Origin of the sequence: Mumia spirodelae, assembly GCF_050632745.1 — a bacterium.
GTDB lineage: Bacteria > Actinomycetota > Actinomycetes > Propionibacteriales > Nocardioidaceae > Mumia.
The window spans coordinates 360,640-379,193 of the sequence record NZ_JBODSD010000003.1 but is presented as its reverse complement, the minus strand read 5'-3'; the positions used below and the strand labels follow the sequence as shown (position 1 = coordinate 379,193).

At 71.1% G+C, this 18,554-nt stretch carries 20 protein-coding genes; 12 read left to right on the top strand and 8 right to left on the bottom strand.

Going from position 1 to position 18,554, the window contains the following annotated elements; translation table 11 throughout:
- Positions 1-25 precede the first annotated feature (25 nt).
- Positions 26-679 carry a Type 1 glutamine amidotransferase-like domain-containing protein gene (locus ACQSSQ_RS17390; protein WP_431328375.1) on the top strand — a complete coding sequence of 218 codons (654 nt, stop codon included), beginning with the start codon at positions 26-28 and terminating at the stop codon, positions 677-679.
- A gap of 5 nt (positions 680-684) precedes the next feature.
- Here ACQSSQ_RS17390 and ACQSSQ_RS17385 read toward each other — a convergent pair whose 3' ends face one another.
- Entirely contained in the window at positions 685-1,146 is a 462-nt protein-coding gene (locus ACQSSQ_RS17385) for a hypothetical protein (RefSeq protein ID WP_431328374.1), read from the bottom strand.
- 95 nt (positions 1,147-1,241) lie between these two features.
- Here ACQSSQ_RS17385 and ACQSSQ_RS17380 point away from each other — a divergent pair, with 95 nt between their 5' ends.
- Positions 1,242-1,811: a hypothetical protein gene (locus ACQSSQ_RS17380; RefSeq protein WP_431328373.1), complete on the top strand. Its 570-nt coding sequence runs from the start codon at positions 1,242-1,244 to the stop codon at positions 1,809-1,811.
- A gap of 181 nt (positions 1,812-1,992) precedes the next feature.
- On the opposite strand, the gene ACQSSQ_RS17375 is transcribed toward ACQSSQ_RS17380, so the two are convergent.
- From ACQSSQ_RS17375 to ACQSSQ_RS17365, 3 genes are read right to left on the bottom strand one after another with little or no spacing between them, the layout of a single operon-like run.
- Positions 1,993-4,089 carry an iron ABC transporter permease gene (locus ACQSSQ_RS17375; RefSeq protein ID WP_431328372.1) on the bottom strand — a complete coding sequence of 699 codons (2,097 nt, stop codon included), beginning with the start codon at positions 4,087-4,089 and terminating at the stop codon, positions 1,993-1,995.
- A gap of 35 nt (positions 4,090-4,124) precedes the next feature.
- Positions 4,125-5,117: an iron-siderophore ABC transporter substrate-binding protein gene (locus tag ACQSSQ_RS17370; RefSeq protein ID WP_431328371.1), complete on the bottom strand. Its 993-nt coding sequence runs from the start codon at positions 5,115-5,117 to the stop codon at positions 4,125-4,127.
- A 26-nt stretch (positions 5,118-5,143) separates the two neighbouring features.
- Complete coding sequence (locus ACQSSQ_RS17365; RefSeq protein ID WP_431328370.1) at positions 5,144-5,986, bottom strand: ABC transporter ATP-binding protein; 843 nt, start codon at positions 5,984-5,986, stop codon at positions 5,144-5,146.
- Between the two features lie 315 nt (positions 5,987-6,301).
- On the opposite strand from ACQSSQ_RS17365, the gene ACQSSQ_RS17360 reads away from it, so the two are divergent.
- The 6 genes from ACQSSQ_RS17360 to ACQSSQ_RS17335 all read left to right on the top strand — a co-directional run bounded on the left by ACQSSQ_RS17360 (position 6,302) and on the right by ACQSSQ_RS17335 (position 10,578).
- Complete coding sequence (locus ACQSSQ_RS17360) at positions 6,302-6,865, top strand: dihydrofolate reductase family protein (RefSeq protein WP_431328369.1); 564 nt, start codon at positions 6,302-6,304, stop codon at positions 6,863-6,865.
- Between the two features lie 426 nt (positions 6,866-7,291).
- A complete protein-coding gene (locus tag ACQSSQ_RS17355; RefSeq protein WP_431328368.1) occupies positions 7,292-7,636 on the top strand; it encodes a TfoX/Sxy family protein in 345 nt (114 codons plus the stop codon).
- A gap of 91 nt (positions 7,637-7,727) precedes the next feature.
- Entirely contained in the window at positions 7,728-8,855 is a 1,128-nt protein-coding gene (locus ACQSSQ_RS17350; protein WP_431328367.1) for an ABC transporter permease, read from the top strand.
- Positions 8,852-9,535: an ABC transporter ATP-binding protein gene (locus ACQSSQ_RS17345; protein WP_431328366.1), complete on the top strand. Its 684-nt coding sequence runs from the start codon at positions 8,852-8,854 to the stop codon at positions 9,533-9,535. The genes ACQSSQ_RS17350 and ACQSSQ_RS17345 overlap by 4 nt, the downstream gene beginning before the upstream one ends.
- Positions 9,536-9,550: 15 nt before the next feature.
- Complete coding sequence (locus tag ACQSSQ_RS17340) at positions 9,551-10,174, top strand: TetR/AcrR family transcriptional regulator (RefSeq protein ID WP_431328365.1); 624 nt, start codon at positions 9,551-9,553, stop codon at positions 10,172-10,174.
- 38 nt (positions 10,175-10,212) lie between these two features.
- Entirely contained in the window at positions 10,213-10,578 is a 366-nt protein-coding gene (locus ACQSSQ_RS17335; protein WP_431328364.1) for a VOC family protein, read from the top strand.
- A gap of 6 nt (positions 10,579-10,584) precedes the next feature.
- On the opposite strand, the gene ACQSSQ_RS17330 is transcribed toward ACQSSQ_RS17335, so the two are convergent.
- Positions 10,585-10,872 (bottom strand): type II toxin-antitoxin system RelE family toxin, encoded by a 288-nt coding sequence (locus tag ACQSSQ_RS17330; RefSeq protein WP_431328363.1) that lies wholly within the window; start codon positions 10,870-10,872, stop codon positions 10,585-10,587.
- Positions 10,869-11,147 (bottom strand): type II toxin-antitoxin system Phd/YefM family antitoxin, encoded by a 279-nt coding sequence (locus tag ACQSSQ_RS17325; RefSeq protein ID WP_431328362.1) that lies wholly within the window; start codon positions 11,145-11,147, stop codon positions 10,869-10,871. The genes ACQSSQ_RS17330 and ACQSSQ_RS17325 overlap by 4 nt, the downstream gene beginning before the upstream one ends.
- A gap of 75 nt (positions 11,148-11,222) precedes the next feature.
- Between ACQSSQ_RS17325 and ACQSSQ_RS17320 the strand changes: the two genes are divergently transcribed.
- On the top strand, positions 11,223-11,708 hold the full coding sequence (locus ACQSSQ_RS17320; RefSeq protein ID WP_431328361.1) for an SRPBCC domain-containing protein: 486 nt from the start codon (positions 11,223-11,225) through the stop codon (positions 11,706-11,708).
- On the opposite strand, the gene ACQSSQ_RS17315 is transcribed toward ACQSSQ_RS17320, so the two are convergent.
- Together ACQSSQ_RS17315 and ACQSSQ_RS17310 are read right to left on the bottom strand one after the other, a co-directional pair.
- On the bottom strand, positions 11,705-12,427 hold the full coding sequence (locus ACQSSQ_RS17315; protein ID WP_431328360.1) for a hypothetical protein: 723 nt from the start codon (positions 12,425-12,427) through the stop codon (positions 11,705-11,707). The two genes, ACQSSQ_RS17320 and ACQSSQ_RS17315, sit on opposite strands and share 4 nt — an antisense overlap.
- 61 nt (positions 12,428-12,488) lie before the next feature.
- The gene (locus tag ACQSSQ_RS17310; protein ID WP_431328359.1) at positions 12,489-14,078 is read right to left on the bottom strand and encodes a PucR family transcriptional regulator; all 1,590 of its coding nucleotides are present in this window, start codon (positions 14,076-14,078) and stop codon (positions 12,489-12,491) included.
- A gap of 140 nt (positions 14,079-14,218) precedes the next feature.
- Here ACQSSQ_RS17310 and ACQSSQ_RS17305 point away from each other — a divergent pair, with 140 nt between their 5' ends.
- Genes ACQSSQ_RS17305 through gabT form a run of 3 tightly spaced genes read left to right on the top strand, consistent with a single transcriptional unit; the run spans position 14,219 to position 18,530 of the window.
- Positions 14,219-15,730, top strand: coding sequence for an APC family permease (locus ACQSSQ_RS17305; RefSeq protein WP_431328358.1), 1,512 nt, complete (start codon positions 14,219-14,221; stop codon positions 15,728-15,730).
- Positions 15,727-17,172: a gamma-aminobutyraldehyde dehydrogenase gene (locus ACQSSQ_RS17300; RefSeq protein WP_431328357.1), complete on the top strand. Its 1,446-nt coding sequence runs from the start codon at positions 15,727-15,729 to the stop codon at positions 17,170-17,172. Before ACQSSQ_RS17305 ends, ACQSSQ_RS17300 begins: the two co-directional genes overlap by 4 nt.
- Before the next feature lie 5 nt (positions 17,173-17,177).
- On the top strand, positions 17,178-18,530 hold the full coding sequence (gene gabT, locus ACQSSQ_RS17295; RefSeq protein ID WP_431328356.1) for a 4-aminobutyrate--2-oxoglutarate transaminase: 1,353 nt from the start codon (positions 17,178-17,180) through the stop codon (positions 18,528-18,530).
- Positions 18,531-18,554 lie beyond the last annotated feature (24 nt).

The window sequence follows — 18,554 nt, the reverse complement described above, 5'->3', positions numbered from 1 at the left end:
TGAGCGCGTCGTACAGGAGGCAGGCGTGAAACTGCTTCTCACGTCCGCAGGCGTCACGAACCTGAGCATCCGAGATGCTCTGGTCGACCTGCTGGGCAAGCCGATCGCCGACGCCAACGCCCTCTGCATCCCTACGGCGACCTACGCCATGGGTGGGCCGGCTTCGGCTTGGCGCTTCATCACCGGTCAGACGCCGCTCCCCATGTGCGGCCTGGGCTGGAAGTCGCTGGGTGTCCTCGAACTGACGGCGCTGCCCAGCATCGGCGAGGAGAAGTGGGTTCCTTGGGTCCGCGAGGCTGACGTCATCCTCGCAGGCGGCGGCGACGCGACGTACCTGTCCCACTGGATGCGGCAATCCGGGTTGGCGGACGTCCTGCCGTCGCTGAGGGACACCGTCTGGGTGGGGTTGAGCGCGGGGAGCATGGCGCTGACGCCCCGAATCGGTGCGGAATTCGTCGAGTGGCCGTCCGCTCCCGACGACCGCACACTGGGGGTCGTCGACTTCTCGATCTTCCCTCACCTTGGTATCGAGCCGGACAACACCATGGCCTGCGCCGACAGGTGGGCGGCCGAGATCGCGGGTCCGGCGTACGCGATCGACGACCAGACGGCGATTGCGGTGACAGACGGCACCGTCGAGGTCGTCTCGGAGGGGCAGTGGAGGAAACTCGCCTCGTAACCGCGTCAGCGCCGGCGAAGCGCTCGACGGACTCGCAGCCGGAGCCGGCGCAGCGGGCCAGCTCCGAACTCGTCGACGACGTTGCCAGCGTCGTCCGTCACGACCCAGCGGCCGAAGCCCTCCGGGTGCTGGCGCGCTAGCTCTTCCATCTCCAGGTCCTCGGGGTCGACCGGGAGCTCAGCCGTCGCTGATGGCACCAGCTCGTACGTCCCGTAGACGCGAAAAGGCATGTCAGCCGGCGCCTCCACGATCATCCGCCGGACGGCGTTGGCCGCGTCGTCGAAGTCGCCCCACATGGTGCCTGCGTAGTCTTCCCACTCGTCGGGGCGCATGACGATCTCGACGCGCCGCGCGACGCCGTCGGCGTCCTCGTACGACATCTCGATCCGTCCAGGGGTAGCCTCCACGGCGGTTCCCCAGGTGTTGAGGTACTCGAGGAGGCGTTCCCACAGGCGGTCATAGTTCACGGGCTCATGATTGCGGCGGATGCGCGTGTGTGCGAGAGGTTAATAAATCATCAACTTCACCCGCGCCTCAGACGCGCGTCTGGCACGATAACGCCGTGTCCGACCTTGCGGCCGTAGCCATACAGCGTCTGCGAGGTGCTGGGGTCAGGTTGAAGCGTGGGCTCAGCGATCGGGAACTGGCTCGGCTCGAGGGGACGTTTGAGTTCAGGTTCGGGCCGGAGCACCGCCGCCTTCTGTCGACCGCGCTCCCGGTCGGGCCGAGCTGGGTCGACTGGCGCCGTGCCCCAAAGGACGAACTGAGAGCCCGACTCGCATGGCCCACCGACGGTGTCGCCGCCTACCTCCGTACCAGTGGCTTCTGGCCATCGTCTTGGGGAGAGCGCCCTGACGACCCCGAACGCAGGGAGGGCGCTGCACGCGAGCGGATGGAGGCAGTCCCACGGCTTGTTCCGCTCTTCAGCCACCGATACCTCACCGCCGACCCACAGTACGTACCCAGTCCGGTCTTCTCCGTCTATGGGACTGACGTCATCTACTACGGCGACAATCTCGTCGACTACGTGGCCCGCGAGTTCATGGCGCCGTCACCTTCTGCGCCACCCAAGCGGCAGCGCGTCCCATTCTGGTCCGATCTCGCTGAGGGGACCGACATCTCAGAGATCTGAAAGGCGAGGCGCCGTCGGCCTGCGAGGTCTGTGAACGCTCAGCCGCGCAAGTAGGAGACGCCCACCCGAGTTCGGTTTGCGCGTGGGCGCGGAAATGCCTGTCGCCTGGCTCCCGCTTCAGTCACCGCAGTGGTCTCGATACGCCCTCCGCTGGCGCTCCGGGCTACCCGACCAACGGGAGCTATGCCTTCCGGCGGCTGCGGTGGAGGAGCCAGAAGAAGTACGGGGCCCCCACCAGCGCGGCCAACAACCCCGCAGGCAGCTGCGTCGGCGCGGCCACCGTCCGCCCAAGCATGTCCGCCAGCACCAGCAGGATCGCGCCCAGCAGGGCCGCCACCGGGATCACCCGCAGGTGCCGCCGCCCGACCAACGACCGCGCCGCATGCGGAGCCACCAGACCCACGAACGCGACCAGCCCGATCGCCGCCACCGCCGTCGCCGTCAGCAGCACCGCGCACGTCAGCAGGACGAACCGCGCCCGCCCCGGCCGTACGCCCAGGACCCGCGGCGTGTCCTCGTCGATCGACAGCAGGTCCAGGTACCGATACCCGATGATCACCGCCGGCACGAGCACGCCGATCGCGATCATCATCGGCACCAGGTGCTCGTACGACCGCCCGTAGGTCGAGCCGCCGAGCCAGGTCAGCGCCTTCGACGCGTTCCACGGATCGGTCGTCACGATCAGCAGCGACACGATCGCCTTCGCCGCGAACGACACACCGACACCGATCAGCACCAGCCGGTCCGTCGCGAAACCACCACGCGCCGCCAGCCCGAACACGATCGCCGCCGCCACGAGCGCCCCCACGCCCGACGCCCCGGCCAGCGCCCAGAACGACGCCAGCGGCACCAGCGTCACGATGATGACCGCGCCGACCGACGCACCACCGGCCACACCGATGATCGTCGGGTCCGCGAGCGGGTTGCGCGTCACGGCCTGGATCGCCGTACCCGCGACCGCCAGGGCGACGCCGGCCAGCAGCGCCGCCACGACACGCGGCACGCGGGCGCCCATCACGTTCGTGACGACCGGGCCGGCCTGACCCGTCGCCCAGTTGATGACGTCCCCGAGCAGGAACATGCGGTCGCCAACCAGCACCGCCACCACGCACAGCGCGAACAGCAGCACGGCCAGCACCGTCACCAGCACCCCCGGGTGCTTCGTCCCGACCCCGCGCACGTCCAGCGCGTTGGCCGCGTCGTCGAGGCGCGACGCGCGCAGCCGGTACGCGAACCACACCAGTACCAGCGCACCGAGCAGCGACGTCACGACGCCGGTCGGCACCTCGACCGCCTGCTGCGAGCCGATCACGGCGCGGATCAGCACATCCGCGCCGAGCACGATCGCGACGCCGGCGAGGCCCGCCACGAAGATCAGCGCGCGGTGCCGGTGCAGACCCGGCACGATCGGCGCCGCCAGCCGCACGAGCGCCGGAGCCGCGAGACCGACGAACCCGATCGGACCGGTCAGCGTCACCGCCGCCGCGGACAACGCGATCGCCACCACGAGCACGACGAGCTGCGTCTGCCGCACCGGGATGCCGAGCGAGCGAGCCGCGTCGTCGCCGAGCACGAGCACGTCGAGCCGGTGCGCGTAGACGACGAGCACCGCCAGGCACGCGACGACGACCGGCGTCATCATGCGGACCGCGTCGAACGCGTTCTGGCTCAGCACCCCCGACTCCCACGCCTGGATGCCGCGCGACTCCATCGGGTTGAGGATGATCAGCGTCGTCGCGATGGACATGAGCACCATCGCGACGACGGTGCCGGCGAGGACGAGGCGTACGGTTCCGTACTCCGTACCCGCCAGCACGAACACCAGCGCCGCCGCAGCGAGCCCACCGACGAACGCCAGCACGAGGTCACCGAGGATCAGCCCCGGGATGCCCACCGTGGCGCCGACCGTCAACGCGAGGTACGCCCCTGCGTTGACGGCCAGCGTGTCCGGCGAGGCCAGCATGTTGCGCGAGATCGACTGCAGCACGCAGCCGGCCGCGCCGAGCGCCATGCCGACGACGGCCGCGGCCGCGACCCGCGGGAGCCGCGAGTCGACGATCACCGCGGACGCTTGCGCGTCGGCCGAGCCCGTGACCCACCGCCAGAGGTCGCCGACCCCCACCGCCGCCGTACCCTGCACGACGTCGACCGCGGCGAGCACCACGACGAGGCCGAGCAGGAGCACCACCGTGAGCGCGAGCGTCCACGGGGACTTCCGCGGCTCGTCGAGCTGGGGTGGTTCGGAACCCGTGACGGCGGGTTCGGCGGTGAGGGTCATCAGCGGCTCAGTTCAGCGGGTCAGCTCAGGTCGGATCAGGCGACCGTGTCCTGCACGGCGTCGAGGAAGGCCTCCATCGACGCCGGGCCACCGAACATCCAGATGCTGTCGGGCAGACGCGTCACGTTGCCCGCCTCGACGAACGGCAGCGAGGTCCAGACCTTGTTGTCCTTGAGCGCGTCGGTGTAGGGGTCGGCCTCGGCGTCGTTGCCGATGTACCAGTAGAGCGTGTCGTCCGGGAGCTTCGTCAGCCCCTCGACGTCGGTCTGGCCGAGCCCGTACGCCGGGTCGCCCTCGATGCCGATCGCGCTCCACGGGTTGGCGAAGCCGAGCTCCTTGAGGAGGCCGCCGATCTGCGAGCCCTCGAGGTACGGACGGACCGAGACGGCGCCGCCCGCGTCGTACGCGTCGTTGAACGCGACCGGCTTGCCGGCAGCGTCCGAACCCTCGACGGCCTTCTTGGTCTCCGCGAGCTTCTCGTCGAAGTCGCTCTTGAGGTCCGCGGCCTCGTCCTCGGTGCCGGTGACCTGCGCGACGAGGTCGACGTTCTTCCACATCTGGCCGAGCGGGTCCTTGGCGTCGCCACCGGGGACGACGATGACCGGCGTGGTCTTCTCGATCTGCTCGATCGCGTCGCCGGCGAGCTGGTCGGTCACCAGCACGACGTCGAGGTCGAGCGAGGCGAGGGTGTCGATGCTCGGCTCGCCGCGCGTCCCGATGTCGGTGGCGCCGTCCTCGAGCTCGACCGACTGGTCCCAGGTCTCGAAGCCCTCGATGTCGGAGACGCCGACGGGCTGGACGCCGAGGGAGATCAGGTACTCGACCGTGTTCCACTCCGTCGACGCGATCCGCTCCGCGGGGGCGTCGAGGGTGACCTCCTTGCCGCGGGCGTCGGTGACGGTGACGGGGCCCGCCGAGGACTCGGACGTGGTGTCCTCGCCGTCGGCCTCCTCGGTGGTGCCGCAGGCAGCGAGCGACAGGGCGAGCGCCGCCGTAGCGGCGACGAGCAGGGATCGTGAACGCTTCACGTCCGGTTTCTCCTTCGGTGGGGGTGTCAAACAGAGGTGGCTTGCGGGGTGGCGCCGGCGCGCCTGTGGTGGCGCGCACGGGCGCGCGTACGGAGGTGTCCGTCGTGCGGGTCGACGTGGACATCGACCGTGACCCCGTACGCCGGGCTGAGCAGCTCGGTCGTCAGCACCTCGTGCGGGGCTCCGACCGCGGTGACCTTGCCGGCGACCAGCAGGACGACCTCGTCGGCGACGGCCGCCGCCTGGTCGAGGTCGTGCAGGACGATCCCGACCGCGATGCCGTGGTCGTCGGCGAGGTCGCGGACGATGTCGAGCAGCTCGACCTGGTAGCGCAGGTCCAGGTACGTCGTCGGCTCGTCGAGCAGGAGCACCGGGGTGTCCTGCGCGAGGCAGCTCGCCAGCCAGACGCGCTGCGCCTGGCCGCCCGAGAGGGTGTCGACGCCGCGGTGCGCGAGCTCCGTGACACCGGTCATCCCCATCGCGCGGTCCACGATCGCGGGACCGTCGGCGTCGCCGCTGCCCCACCGCGAGCGGTGCGGGTGCCGGCCGTACTCGACGACCTCGCGCACCGTCACGCCGCCCGGCGCCGACCGTCCCTGGGACAGCAGCGTGAGTCGGGTGGCGAGCTCCTTGGACTTGAAGTCGTCGACCGACCGGCCGTCGCCCAGCGTGATCGTGCCTCCCGCGGCGGGGTGCAGGTGCGCGAGCGTCCGCAGCAAGGTCGACTTGCCGCTGCCGTTCGGCCCGATCAGCGCGGTGACCCGACCGGGCACGAGCGCGACGCTGACGTCGTCGACGACGACGGTCGAGCCGTACGACGCGCGTACCCGCTCGGCGGTCAGCTCGGGCGTGCGGTGGTCAGTGTTCACAGCCACAAAGGTAAGGCATACCTACCTACCGTGGGAATGCCGGTCCCTCAGATCACCGCGTGAGGCTCCTCTCAGGCTCGAGGACGACAGGCACTCCCGGCCCGGACGGCTCGCACCGAACGAGACGCAGCTGCTGGGCGCCACGGAAGAGCGGGCGGCCGGCTCCGAGCGCCGTCGGGAGGATGAGCAGGCGGTACTCGTCGATGAGAAAAGTCGGTGACCCGTGTCGAAAGGGCGACGCCTCGTTCGGCGTAGGGATGAGAAGCCGCTCCGGCACTAAGGTCAGGACGGCGTACGGACTATCTGGAGGACACCATGCGCACACTCATCGTCACCGCATTCGTCTCGCTCGACGGCGTCATGGAAGGCCCCGGCGGCGAGCCCGGCTACCGCAACTCGGGCTGGACCTTCAAGGACGTCGAGTTCGACGAGGCCGCGTACGAACTCAAGGGCACCGAGCAGCAGGAGACGACCGCGCTGCTCCTCGGCCGCAAGTCGTACGAGGCGTTCGCTCCGGTATGGCCGACGATGGAGGAGTTCGCGGAGTACAACGCGATGCCCCGCTACGTCGTCTCGACCACGCTGGAGAAGGAGGACGAGCGCTGGCCGGCGACCATCCTCCGCTCGCTCGACGAGGTAGCCGCGCTCAAGGAGACCGAGGGCGGACCGATCGCCGTGCACGGCAGCGCGACCCTCGGACACGCTCTCGCGGACGCCGGGCTGGTCGACCGCTACCACCTGCTGGTGTTCCCGCTGCTGCTCGGCGCGGGCAAGCGGCTGTGGAGCGACGCCGACAAGGACACGACGAAGCTCGAGCTCGTGGACCAGGCGGCGTACAAGAACGGGATCCAGAAGCAGGTCTTCGACGTCGTGAAGTGACCCCGGCGTCGGCGGAGACTTGCGGTTTCGACCGCCAAGTGGTCGGGACTGCAAGTTCTGCTGGTGGTCGAGTAGTCCGGAGCGTTGGCGGAGGACGTATCGAGACCCGGGGTCTCGATACGCACCTCGCCCAGGGGCTCGGCGCTGCTCGACCAACGGGGAAGCCGGTGGTCGAGTAGTCCGGAGCGCTAGCGGAGGACGTATCGAGACCCGGGGTCTCGATACACGCCTCGCCCAGGGGCTCGGCGCTGCTCGACCAACGGGGAAGCCGGTGGTCGCGTAGTCCGGAGCGCTAGCGGAGGACGTATCGAGACCCGGGGTCTCGATACCCGCCTCGCCCAGGGGCTCGGCGCTACTCGACCAACGGGAGGGCGCTACTCGACCAACGGGGTGCCGATTGTCGGTGGGGCGCGCGACACTGCGGAGATGGCGTACGACGAGGAGCTGGCGGAGCGGATCCGCGAGGTGGTCGACGGCGAGGAGGCGCTCAGCGAGCAGCGCATGTTCGGTGGGCTCGCGTTCCTGATCGCGGGCAACATGGCGGTCGCTGCGAGCGGGCAGGGCGGTCTGATGGTGCGGGTCGATCCCGAGAAGTCGGACGCGCTGGTCGACGGGCTCGGCGTCGAGCCGATGGTGATGCGCGGCCGCGAGATGCTCGGCTGGCTGCGGGTCACCTCCGACGCGGTCCGCGACGACGTGGCCCTCCGCGAGTGGGTCGGCCGCGGCGTCTCATACGCGCGATCGCTCCCGCCGAAGCCCAGCCGGAGCTGAGCGCGCCCACCCCCCGCAGCCCGGAGGAAGGATCCCGACACCATGTCGGTATAGTTACCGACATGGTGTCGACACCTTTCCCCAGGAGGCGATGACCGTGTTCCTCGCCCTTCGCGAACTCTCCTTCGCCCGCGGTCGCTTCGCCCTCATGGGGTCCGTCGTGGCCCTCATCGCCGTCCTCATGGTGCTGCTGAGCGGCCTCTCGGTCGGCCTCGTCAACGACGGCGTGTCCGGGCTCCAGAAGCTCCCGGTCACGTCGTTCGCCTTCCAGGAGGACGCCCCGAAGGACTCCGCGTTCAGCCGCAGCACGGTGGACCGGGCGGCCGTCGAGACGTGGGCGGAGCAACCCGGTGTCGAAGACGCCGCCCCCTTCGGCAACACCCTCGTCAACGGGCGCTCCGACTCCGGAGTCGAGATCGACCTCGCACTGTTCGGCGTCGAGCAGGGGTCCTACATCGAGCCGTCCGTCGCCGAGGGGAGCCCGCTCGCCGCACCCGGTGACGTGGTGATCAGCGAGACCGCGGCCGACGAAGGGATCGAGATCGGGGACGTCATCACGCTCGAGAGCACCGGCACGCAGCTGCGGGTCGCCGGCGTGCTCGACGGGCAGCACACCTTCGGCCACGTCGACGTCGGCTACCTCCCGCTGCGCACGTGGCAGGAGATCCGCGCCGGGGTCCGCGAGGGCGACGTCGTCCCCGACCACGCGTACGACGCGATCACCGCCGTCGCCGTCTCCGGCACCGACCTCGACCTCGCCGCAGGCGACGCCGCCGCGGGCACCACGTCGATGACGCGGGAGCAGTCCTTCGGGGCGTCGCCCGGGTACACCGCCGAGACGTCGACGCTCCGCCTCATCCAGGTCTTCCTGTACGCGATCTCGGCGCTCGTCGTCGGCGCGTTCTTCACCGTCCTGACCATCCAGCGTCGCCAGGAGATCGCCGTCATGCGGGCGATGGGGGCGAGCACCCGCTACCTGCTCCGCGACAGCCTCGTCCAGTCCCTCGTGCTGCTGGTCGCCGCGTCCGCCGTCGGCGTGGGGCTCGGGGTCACGGCCGGAGCCGCGCTCATGTCCACGCCGATGCCCTTCGCCCTGGACGCAGCGGCCCTGACGCTCGCGACCGGGCTCCTGATCGTCCTCGGGATGCTCGGCGCCGGCGTCGCCGTCCTGCGCATCACCCGCGTCGACCCGCTGACCGCCCTGGGAGGCAACCGATGACCCTCGCACTCGACCTCACCGACGTGACCCTGGTGCACGGAGACGGCGATGACACGGTCACGGCGCTGGACTCCGTGAGCCTGCACGTCTCGCCGGGCGAGCTGGTCGCCGTGGTCGGACCGTCCGGCTCCGGGAAGTCGAGCCTGCTCGCCGTCGCCGGCGCGCTCACCGAGGCCACGTCCGGGTCGGTCACGCTGGGTGGGACCACGCTCACCGGCGCCTCGCGGCGCGAGCTCACCGCCGTACGACGCCAGCGGATCGGGTTCGTCTTCCAGAGCGGCAACCTCGTGCCGGCGCTGACCGCACGCGACCAGGTGCGCCTGCCGCTCACCTTCGGCAGCGTCGAGAAGCCGCGCGACCCGGACGCGCTGCTCGCCGCGGTCGGGATGGACCACAAGGCAGGGCGGCGACCTCACCAGCTGTCGGGCGGCGAGCGCCAGCGGGTCGGGATCGCCCGTGCGCTGGTGACGCGGCCCGACGTGCTGCTGGTCGACGAGCCCACGGCGGCGCTCGACCGCCAGCGCAGCCAGGACATCGTCGCGCTGCTCGCCGAGGAGACCCATCAGTACGGCGTCGCGACCGTGATGGTGACCCACGACCACGACGTGCTGCACCACTGCGACACGATCTACGAGATGATCGACGGGAGGCTCGGGGTGGTGACCTCGCCTGCAGGCTAGCGAGGAGGTGTGGACGTGCCCCGGATCAACGCACCCACGGTGGCCGAGCACCGTGAGCGCCAGCGGCGGGCGATCCTGGACGGGGCACGCGCCCTCCTCGCGGAGACCGGCGAGGCGCCGAGCCTGGCCGCGGTCGGCGAGCGGGCGGGCCTGGCTCGGTCGAGCGTCTACCAGTACTTCGGCTCCCGCGAGGACCTCCTGGCCGCCGTCGTCGCCGACGTGTTCCCCGACTGGGCCAGCCAGATCCGCGTGCAGATGGACGCCGCGACCACGCCCGGCGGGCGGGTCTGGGCGTACGTCCGCGCGAACGTCGCGTTCTTCGCCGGCTCCGAGAACGCCGTCGCCCACGCCCTCACGGTGGTCGTCGATCCCCAGGTGCTGCGCGGACCGATGGAGGCGTTCCACGACGAGCTGCAGGCTCCGCTGATCGCGGCCCTCACCGACATGGGCGAGCCGCGCGTCCCGGAGATGGCTGCGCTGATCGACAGCATGGTCATCCAGGCGTCGCGTTCGCTCGACCACGGAGGTCCGCCGGGGCACACCTCCCTCCCGACGACCGGAGCGGTCCAGCCCGAGTCGGAGGCGCTCGCGCTCCTGCGCCGCGTGCTCGGCGGCTACCTCGGGCTCGAGGACGCGTGAACGCGACGCCTGGCCCGCGGCGCACCTAGGCTGAGCCGATGAGCGAGGTCGACCTGTTCGCCGGGATCTACGTCAGCGACCTCGACCGCGCCAAGGACTGGTACGCCCGTCTGCTCGGCGACGACGCCGCGTTCCTGCCCAACGACGTCGAGGCCGTGTGGGAGCTCGCCGAGCACCGCTATCTCTACGTCGAGCTCGCGCCGGAGCACGCCGGCCACTCCCACCAGACCCTCTTCGTCGAGGACCTCGACTCCCGGGTCGACGGGATCAGCGCGCGCGGGATCGAGCCGGTGGAGCGGGAGACGTACGACAACGGGGTCCGCAAGGTCACCTATCGCGACCCGGACGGCAACGAGGTCGGGTTCGGCGGCGGACCTGTCGAGGACGACAGCGCCACGCCGTAGCCGGGACTATCCGTGATCAGTCATCGGTCGATACGCATGCGCGCGGTGCGCCACCCGCACGACGAGCACAAGACGTTCGTCCTCGTCGACGCGAACCAGGACGCGATAGTCACCGCGGCGGGCACTCCGATAGGCGACCAGGTCTCCGGCGAGTGGCTTCGTGACGCGCAAGGGGTTGTCGAGCAGCGCGGTCGTGATGAACTCGACGATCGCGGCGGCGATCTTCTCGGGCAGCCGGTGCAGCTCCCGCCGCGCGCCGCTGGCGACTTCGAGTCGCCAGCCGTTCTCAGTCACCGGGCGGGGCCAAGTCCGAACTCGCTCCGCAGATCCTCCGCACTCGTCGTCTCGCCCGCCGCCAGCTCTCGCTCGGCGGAGCGGATCGCGTCGGCAATGCCGTCCTGCGACAGCCACGCGATCGTCTCGTGCAACGACTCGAGATCCTCGGCGGCCATCACCACGGCAGCCGGCTTCCCGTGACGTGTGATCGTCACGATCTCGTGGGTGCTCTGGACCTCGTCGACAAGCCCGGACAACCGATCCTTGGCCTCACTCAACGGAACAGACGTCATGCCGGGATTCTAGCCAGAAATCAGGCCAGAATCGAGGGTGGATGACAAACCAGGACGGCGCAGTTGCACATCCCCATGACGACGAGCGCGCTCACCGACGTCCGGCACGACACCTTCACCGTGACGCTCGACGTGCCGGCACCCACGTCGCGCGTGTACGAGGCGTTCGCGGACCCCGCCGTACGCGGCCGCTGGTTCCGGCTGCCCGGGCGCGACGCGACGTCCACGCACGACTTCCGCATCGGCGGCGGCGAGACGGCGCGGAGCACGTTCCGCTCGCTCGACGGGACGGCGGAGGAGGTCGCGTACGACTCGCGCTTCGTCGATCTCGTGCCGGACCAGCGCATCGTCCTCACCTACGAGACGCACGTCGACGGCGTCCTGCGCTGGGCGTCGCTGGTGACGGTCGAGCTGGTCCCCGACGGCGAGGGGACGCAGCTGCGCTGGACCGAGCAGGTCGCGTTCGCGACGCCGACCGGCGACGGCGCGCACGATCTGCCGCACGTGCGCGGTGGGATCCGCCTCCAGCTCAACGGGCTCCCCGCAGCCCTGCGGCTCTAGCCGTCCGACGGGAAGAGGTCCGCGACCGCCTTCACGAGGCTGAGGATCGCCTTCGCGTCCTTCGAGACCGCGGCCACGTCGCTCAGCTGCGCACGCCAGTCGTACGCCGGCCCGTCGCCGAGCCGCGCCAGCTCCGCGGGGCCGAGCCGTGACACCGCGACCCCGAGGTCGCCGCAGGCCTGGACGACCCGGTGGCACGCCTCGACCACCGGCAGCGTCGCCTCCAGCCACGCGAGGCCGAGCGGGCCCGCCGGCGGCTCGTCCAACGGCGCGATCAGGACGGTGGACGCGCCACCGTCCGGCACCGGGAGGTGCACGGCGACGAGCCGGACACCGTTGACGAGACCAGCGCCGTACCGGGCCAGCCCGACCGCCTCACCCGCGTACTGCTCCAGCAGCATCGCGCCGGGGCTTCCGGGCGCCGACGGCCCGAGCGCGAGGGCGAGGCCCATGTCGTCGGTGATCGAGAGCATCACGTGCGGGAGCTTGGGGTCCGGGTCGATCCACCACCGGGCCCAGCCGCCGACGTCGGACCTGGTCTCGATCTCGACCATGGTCTCCGTCCGGCGGAAGCGGTGTCCGTCCAGCTCGACGAACGGCTCCGGCTCGCTCTCGGCCGTGTGCCAGTAGCGGCTGAGGTCTGCGGTCGGGACCTTCGGCGCCTGCGACAGTGCGGCGATCAGGCGACCGCCGATCAGACCGTCGAGTCCGTGCACCATGCCGCCAGTGTCTGCCGAGCAGCGGACAGATGGGCTCCGATTGTCTCACCGATGCGCCTGCTCACCCCGTGCCCGAGGACCGTGCGAGCAGCCCCAGCAGCAGCGCGACCCGGTCCTCCGCCACGTCGAGCCGCGCACCGGTGAGCTCCTCCACCCGCGCCATCCGGTTGCGCAACGTGTGCCGGTGCACGCCCAGCGCGCGCGACGCCGTCTCCCACGATCCGTTGTGCCGGAGGTACACCTCGAGCGACTCGAGCAGCACACGGTCGCGCTCCGACCCGCCCTCGAGCAGCGGCGCCAACGGCGACTCGGCCAGGGTGGCCACCCGCGCGCGTACGAGGTCGTCGGCGAGGATCGCCTCCAGCGTCAGCGTGCCGTACCACCCGACCTGCTGGTGCGACGCCCGCGCCGACGCCGCAGCATGGGCGGCCGCCGAGCGCCCGGCCGCGGCGCGTTCCGTGGGCAGGGCGCCGCTGACCCCGAGGACCACGTCGTGCCGCCCCGCGCGGACCAGGGCCTCGGCGACCGCGTCCGCGGCGGCCTGGACGTCGCGGTCGCGGACGAGGACGAGCACGTCGCCCGCGACGGCCTCCACGTGCGCCAGCGACGCGGCGTCCAGCGCGTGCGCGACCACGTCGAGCGGGGGCGTACGACCCTTGCCGGCGCAGGCGACCATCATCCGCACCTGGTCGGCCGGCTCGAACCCGAAGTGACCGAGGTGCCGCACGACCGCGGGCGCGACGACGTCGGCGTCGAGCAGCAGCTCGAGCACCGTTGCGCCGAGGCGGTGGCGGGCGTCGACGAGCTCGCGGGGCCGGTCGCGGTGCAGGGTGAGGAGCGAGACGGCCTGGTTGAGGAGCAGGCGGTCGGTGACCGAGACCTGCCCCGGGGCCTCGACCGCGAGCCAGCCGCTGGGCCGTTCGAGGCCGCCGAGCCGCTGGACCGCCAGCGTGCCCGCGTCGGAGACCACGGTGACGCTCGCGCGGCCGGGTCGCCCCGCGAGCCCGGCGATCTCGGCCGCGACCCTCGCATGGAGGTCCGCGTCCGCTCCCGTCGAGGCGACGGTGGTCTCGAGCTCGTCCAGCACCACGACGGCAGCGCCGAGCTCGCGCGCCAGCGCCGTCGTGAGGCCCGCGGTCCCGTGCTCGAGCGTCGCCCGCGTCAGCTGCCGCTGGAAGGCGACCGCCCGCAGCATCACCGCGTTCTGCTGGTCGGCCCGGTGCGCGGCCACGGCCTGGGTGATCGCGACGAACGGCGTCGGGAGCGGCACCTCCAGCAGCGGCATCCCGACCCGTCGGCACGCCTGGCGCAGCCCGACGGGGATCGTCGCGAAGCGCACCCCGATCCCGAACGCGAGCCCGACCACGCCGCAGGCCGCGAGCCGGTCGACGTACGCCGCCTGCTCGGCGCGTGCCCGGGGCATCCGCAGGCCGGTGGTGAGGACGAGCTCGCCGCCGTCGAGGAACGGGGCGGGGTCGACGACCTCGATGGCGTGGGCCCAGCGGATCCAGACGGAGGGGGTCGGGGAGGGCAGAGCGGGCTCGACCGCCGGGGGCAGCGCGGGCTCGACGAGCCTCAGCCCGAGCTCCTCCTGCTCCAGCAGCCACGCCAGCGTGGCGCCGTACGGGTCCTCGGGCGCCTCGGTCGACATGGACGCATTGTCCATCCCCACGACGCCGAGCGCACCGTTTCGTCAGGATCGCAAGCGTTGCGCGCACTCCTAGCCTGCTTGACACCCCCGTGCTCGGCGCCCATCGCCGCGCACCTTGGCTCGTTCCCAGGGAGACTCCCGTGACGACATCGCCTCTCGACCCGACCGCATCCCACACCCACGACGATGACGACGCCCATCTCGCGTCGCTCGGCTACCGGTCCGACTTCAAGCGCGACATGAATCTGTGGGGCAACTTCGCCCTCGGCTTCACCTATCTCTCGCCGGTCGTCGGCGTCTACTCGCTGTTCGGCAGCTCGCTCGCGCAAGGCGGCCCGCCGATGATCTGGGCGATCGTGCTTGCCGCGCTCGGCCAGCTGCTCGTCGCGCTCGTCTTCGGCGAGGTCGTGGCGCAGTACCCGGTCGCCGGCGGCGTCTACCCGTGGGCGCGACGCCTCTGGGGTCGTCGCTGGGCCTGGATGACTGGCTGGGTCTACATGATTGCGCTCACCGTCACCATCGCCGCCGTCTCGTACGGCGCCGGCCCGTTCGTCGCGATCGTGCTCGGGATCGATCCCAACACGGCCGTGACCGTCTGGTGCGCGATCGGCCTGATCCTGCTCACCACGGTCCTCAACCTCGGCGGCACCAAGCTGCTCGCCAAGATCGCCTTCTTCGGCTTCGCCGCCGAGCTCGTCGGCGCGATCGTGGTCGGCGTGTGGGTGCTGCTCACCGAGCGCCACCACAGCATCGGCGCGCTCTTCGACACCTACGACGTCCAGGGCAGCGGATCGTACTTCCCCGCGTTCGCGGCCGCCGCCCTGATCGGCCTCTACCTCTTCTACGGCTTCGAGGCGTGCGGCGACGTCGCCGAGGAGGTCAGGGACCCGGGCCGCCAGATCCCTAAGGCCATGCGGATGACGATCTACATCGGCGGCGCAGCGGCGTTCTTCATCACCTTCGCGCTCATCCTCGGCGTCCCGAGCTTCGCGGCCGTCTTCGCCGGCGAGGACCCCGACCCGGTCTCGACCGTGCTCGAGAACGCGTTCGGCTCGGTCGGCTTCCGGATCGTCCTCGTGATCGTGCTGATCTCGTTCCTGTCCTGCGTGCTCAGCCTGCAGGCCGCCGCGAGCCGCATGATCTACGCCTACGCCCGCGACGACATGGTCCCGGGGAGCCGCCTCCTCAAGCGCTTCTCGCAGGCCCGCCACGTGCCGCCGTACGCGCTGTCGCTCGCGGCCCTGATCCCGATCGTGATCATCTTGGGCTCGCAGGTCTCCGACAACGCGCTGGTGCGCATCATCTCGTTCGCCTCGTTCGGCATCTACCTCGCGTTCATGATGGTCGTCGCCGCCGCCCTCCGCGCCCGCCTGCGCGGATGGAAGCCGTCGGGCAAGTTCACCCTCGGCCAGTGGGGCCTGCTCGTCACCGTCGCGGCACTGGCCTACCAGCTGCTGGCCTCGCTCAACATGATCTGGCCCCGTACGCCGGACGCGCCCTGGTACGACAACTGGATCGTCGCCGTCGGCGCGGCCATCGTCGTCGGCGTGGGCCTCGTCTACATGCTCGTCGCCCGGCCGTACCGGCACTCCGACGCCGCCCACGGCGACGCCGTCACCCTCGTCACCCGCTACCCAGGAGAGTCCGCATGACCGACACCGTCCACGTCCAGAACTTCGTCGACGGCGCGCTCGTCGACACGCGCGACGGACTCCGTACCGACCTCGTCGACCCGACCACCGGAGAGACGTACGGCGACGCCCCGCTGTCCGGCCAGGCCGACGTCGACCTCGCGTACGAGTCAGCGGCCAAGGCGTTCGACACCTGGCGGCGCACCACGCCGTCGGAGCGCCAGCAGGCCCTCCTCAAGATCGCCGACGCGATCGAGGCGCGCGCGGAGGACCTCGTCGAGGCCGAGAGCCGCAACACCGGCAAGGTCGTCGGGGTGACCACGGCGGAGGAGATCCCGCCGATGGTCGACCAGATCCGCTTCTTCGCCGGCGCGGCGCGTGTCCTCGAGGGGCGCTCGAGCGGCGAGTACATGGCCGGCCACACCTCGTGGATCCGGCGCGAGCCGGTCGGCGTGGTCGGCCAGGTGGCCCCGTGGAACTACCCGATGATGATGGCCGTCTGGAAGTTCGCCCCGGCGCTGGCCGCGGGCAACACCGTCGTCCTCAAGCCGAGCGACACCACCCCGGTGTCGACGGTGATGATGGCGGAGATCGCGTCGGAGTTCCTGCCCGCGGGCGTGCTGAACGTCGTCTGCGGCGACCGTACGACGGGCGCTGCCGTCGTCTCGCACCCGACGCCGGCGATGGTCTCGATCACCGGCTCGGTCGGTGCGGGACGGCAGGTCGCCGCCGCGGCGTCGGACGACCTCAAGCGCGTGCACCTCGAGCTCGGCGGCAAGGCTCCGGTGGTGGTGTTCGACGACGCCGACATCGCCGCGGCGGCCGAGGGCATCGCGATGGCGGGCTACTTCAACGCCGGGCAGGACTGCACCGCGGCCACGCGCGTGCTGGTCCACCCGCGGGTCCACGACGACTTCGTCGCCGCCCTGACCGAGCAGGCCAAGGCCGCCGAGACGTCGTACGAGAAGGGGCGTCACGACGAGGACGCCTGGGTCCCGCCGGTCAACAACGCGAACCAGCTGGAGCGCGTGCTCGGGTTCCTGTCGCGCGTCCCCGACCACGCCACCGTCACCACCGGCGGCAGGCGCCAGGGCGACCGCGGGTTCTTCGTCGAGCCCACGGTCATCGACGGCCTGCAGCAGGAGGACGAGCTGATCCAGAACGAGATCTTCGGGCCCGTCATCACCGTCCAGACCTTCGAGCACGAGGGCGAGGCCATCGCCAAGGCCAACGGCGTGCCGTACGCGCTCGCGTCGTCGGTGTGGACCAAGGACCTCGGCCGCGGCCTGCGGATGTCCAACGCGCTCGACTTCGGCTGCGTCTGGATCAACACCCACATCCCGCTCGTCGCGGAGATGCCGCATGGTGGTTTCAAGCACTCCGGGTACGGCAAGGACCTGTCGATGTACGGCCTGGAGGACTACACGCGGATCAAGCACGTGATGGCCAACCTCGAAGGATGACGACGATGAACGACCAGCAGACCGCCGCCCCGTCCCAGGAGCGCCTGCTCCGCACCGCGATCCCGGGCCCGCGCTCGGTGGAGCTGCACGAGGCGCGCGCGAAGCAGGTGGCCCGCGGCTTCGGGATCACGCTCCCGGTGTTCGTCGACCACGCCGACGGTGCGCTGCTCGTCGACGTGGACGGCAACCAGATCATCGACATGGGGTCCGGCATCGCCGTCACCAGCGTCGGTGCCGCGGCGCCGCGGGTCGTCGAGCGCGTGGCCGAGCAGGCGGCGCGGTTCACCCACACCTGCTTCATGGTGACCGAGTACGAGGGCTTCACCGAGGTGGCCGAGGCCCTCAACCGGCTGACGCCCGGCGACCACGAGAAGCGCAGCGCGCTCTTCTCGACCGGCGCCGAGGCGGTGGAGAACGCGGTCAAGATCGCGCGTGCCGCGACAGGTCGTCCGGCGATCGTCGTGCTCGACCACGCGTACCACGGGCGCACCCTGATGACGATGACGATGACGGCGAAGAACGTGCCGTACAAGGAGGGCTTCGGGCCGTACGCCCCGGAGGTCTACCGCGCGCCGATGGCGTACCCGTACCGCTACGACGGCGACGAGAAGGCGTGCGCGGCGGACGCGCTGGCGAAGCTCAAGGACATCGTCCTCACGCAGATCGGCGCGCACAACGTGGCGGCGATCGTGGCCGAGCCGATCCAGGGCGAGGGCGGGTTCATCGTGCCGGCCGAGGGGTTCCTCCCGGCGGTCGTCGAGTTCGCGCACGAGCACGGGATCCTCTTCGTCGCCGACGAGGTGCAGACCGGGTTCGCGCGGACCGGGCGCATGTTCGCGTCGGAGCACGAGGGGATCGTCCCCGACATCGTGACGACGGCGAAGGCGCTCGCGGGCGGCATGCCGCTGTCCGCGGTCACGGGCCGCGCCGAGATCATGGACGCGGTCGCGCCGGGCGGGATCGGCGGCACGTACGCCGGCAACCCGGTCGCGTGCGCGGCGGCACTCGGGGCGATGGAGACGATCGAGCAGGAGGGCCTCGTCGCGCGGGCGGCGGAGATCGAGCAGCGCGTGAAGCCGCGGCTCGAGGCGCTGCGGGCGGAGACCGGGGGCGTCATCGGCGACGTCCGCGGGCGCGGGGCGATGCTCGCGATCGAGCTCGTCGAGCCGGGGACCAAGGATCCGGCGCCGCGGTTCGCACAGGCGCTCGCGAAGCACTGCCACAGCGAGGGCGTGCTCGTGCTGGTGTGCGGGACGTACGGCAACGTGATCCGGCTGCTCCCGCCGCTGGTGATCAGCGACGCGCTGCTCGACGACGCGCTCGGGGTGCTCGAGGCCGGGGTCCGGGGGCTGTCGTGAGCGAGCCCGCGCCCCGGCTCGTCC

Bases quoted from the DNA above. Each gene is read 5' to 3' on its own strand.
- ACQSSQ_RS17375 (WP_431328372.1), bottom strand. From the start codon at position 4,089: ATGACCCTCACCGCCGAACCCGCCGTCACGGGTTCCGAACCACCCCAG.
- ACQSSQ_RS17360 (WP_431328369.1), top strand. From the start codon at position 6,302: ATGCGCACACTCATCGTCACCGCATTCGTCTCGCTCGACGGCGTCATG.
- ACQSSQ_RS17355 (WP_431328368.1), top strand. From the start codon at position 7,292: ATGGCGTACGACGAGGAGCTGGCGGAGCGGATCCGCGAGGTGGTCGAC.
- ACQSSQ_RS17350 (WP_431328367.1), top strand. From the start codon at position 7,728: ATGACCGTGTTCCTCGCCCTTCGCGAACTCTCCTTCGCCCGCGGTCGC.
- ACQSSQ_RS17345 (WP_431328366.1), top strand. From the start codon at position 8,852: ATGACCCTCGCACTCGACCTCACCGACGTGACCCTGGTGCACGGAGAC.
- ACQSSQ_RS17335 (WP_431328364.1), top strand. From the start codon at position 10,213: ATGAGCGAGGTCGACCTGTTCGCCGGGATCTACGTCAGCGACCTCGAC.
- ACQSSQ_RS17325 (WP_431328362.1), bottom strand. From the start codon at position 11,147: ATGACGTCTGTTCCGTTGAGTGAGGCCAAGGATCGGTTGTCCGGGCTT.
- ACQSSQ_RS17320 (WP_431328361.1), top strand. From the start codon at position 11,223: ATGACGACGAGCGCGCTCACCGACGTCCGGCACGACACCTTCACCGTG.
- ACQSSQ_RS17315 (WP_431328360.1), bottom strand. From the start codon at position 12,427: ATGGTGCACGGACTCGACGGTCTGATCGGCGGTCGCCTGATCGCCGCA.
- ACQSSQ_RS17310 (WP_431328359.1), bottom strand. From the start codon at position 14,078: ATGTCGACCGAGGCGCCCGAGGACCCGTACGGCGCCACGCTGGCGTGG.
- ACQSSQ_RS17300 (WP_431328357.1), top strand. From the start codon at position 15,727: ATGACCGACACCGTCCACGTCCAGAACTTCGTCGACGGCGCGCTCGTC.
- gabT (WP_431328356.1), top strand. From the start codon at position 17,178: ATGAACGACCAGCAGACCGCCGCCCCGTCCCAGGAGCGCCTGCTCCGC.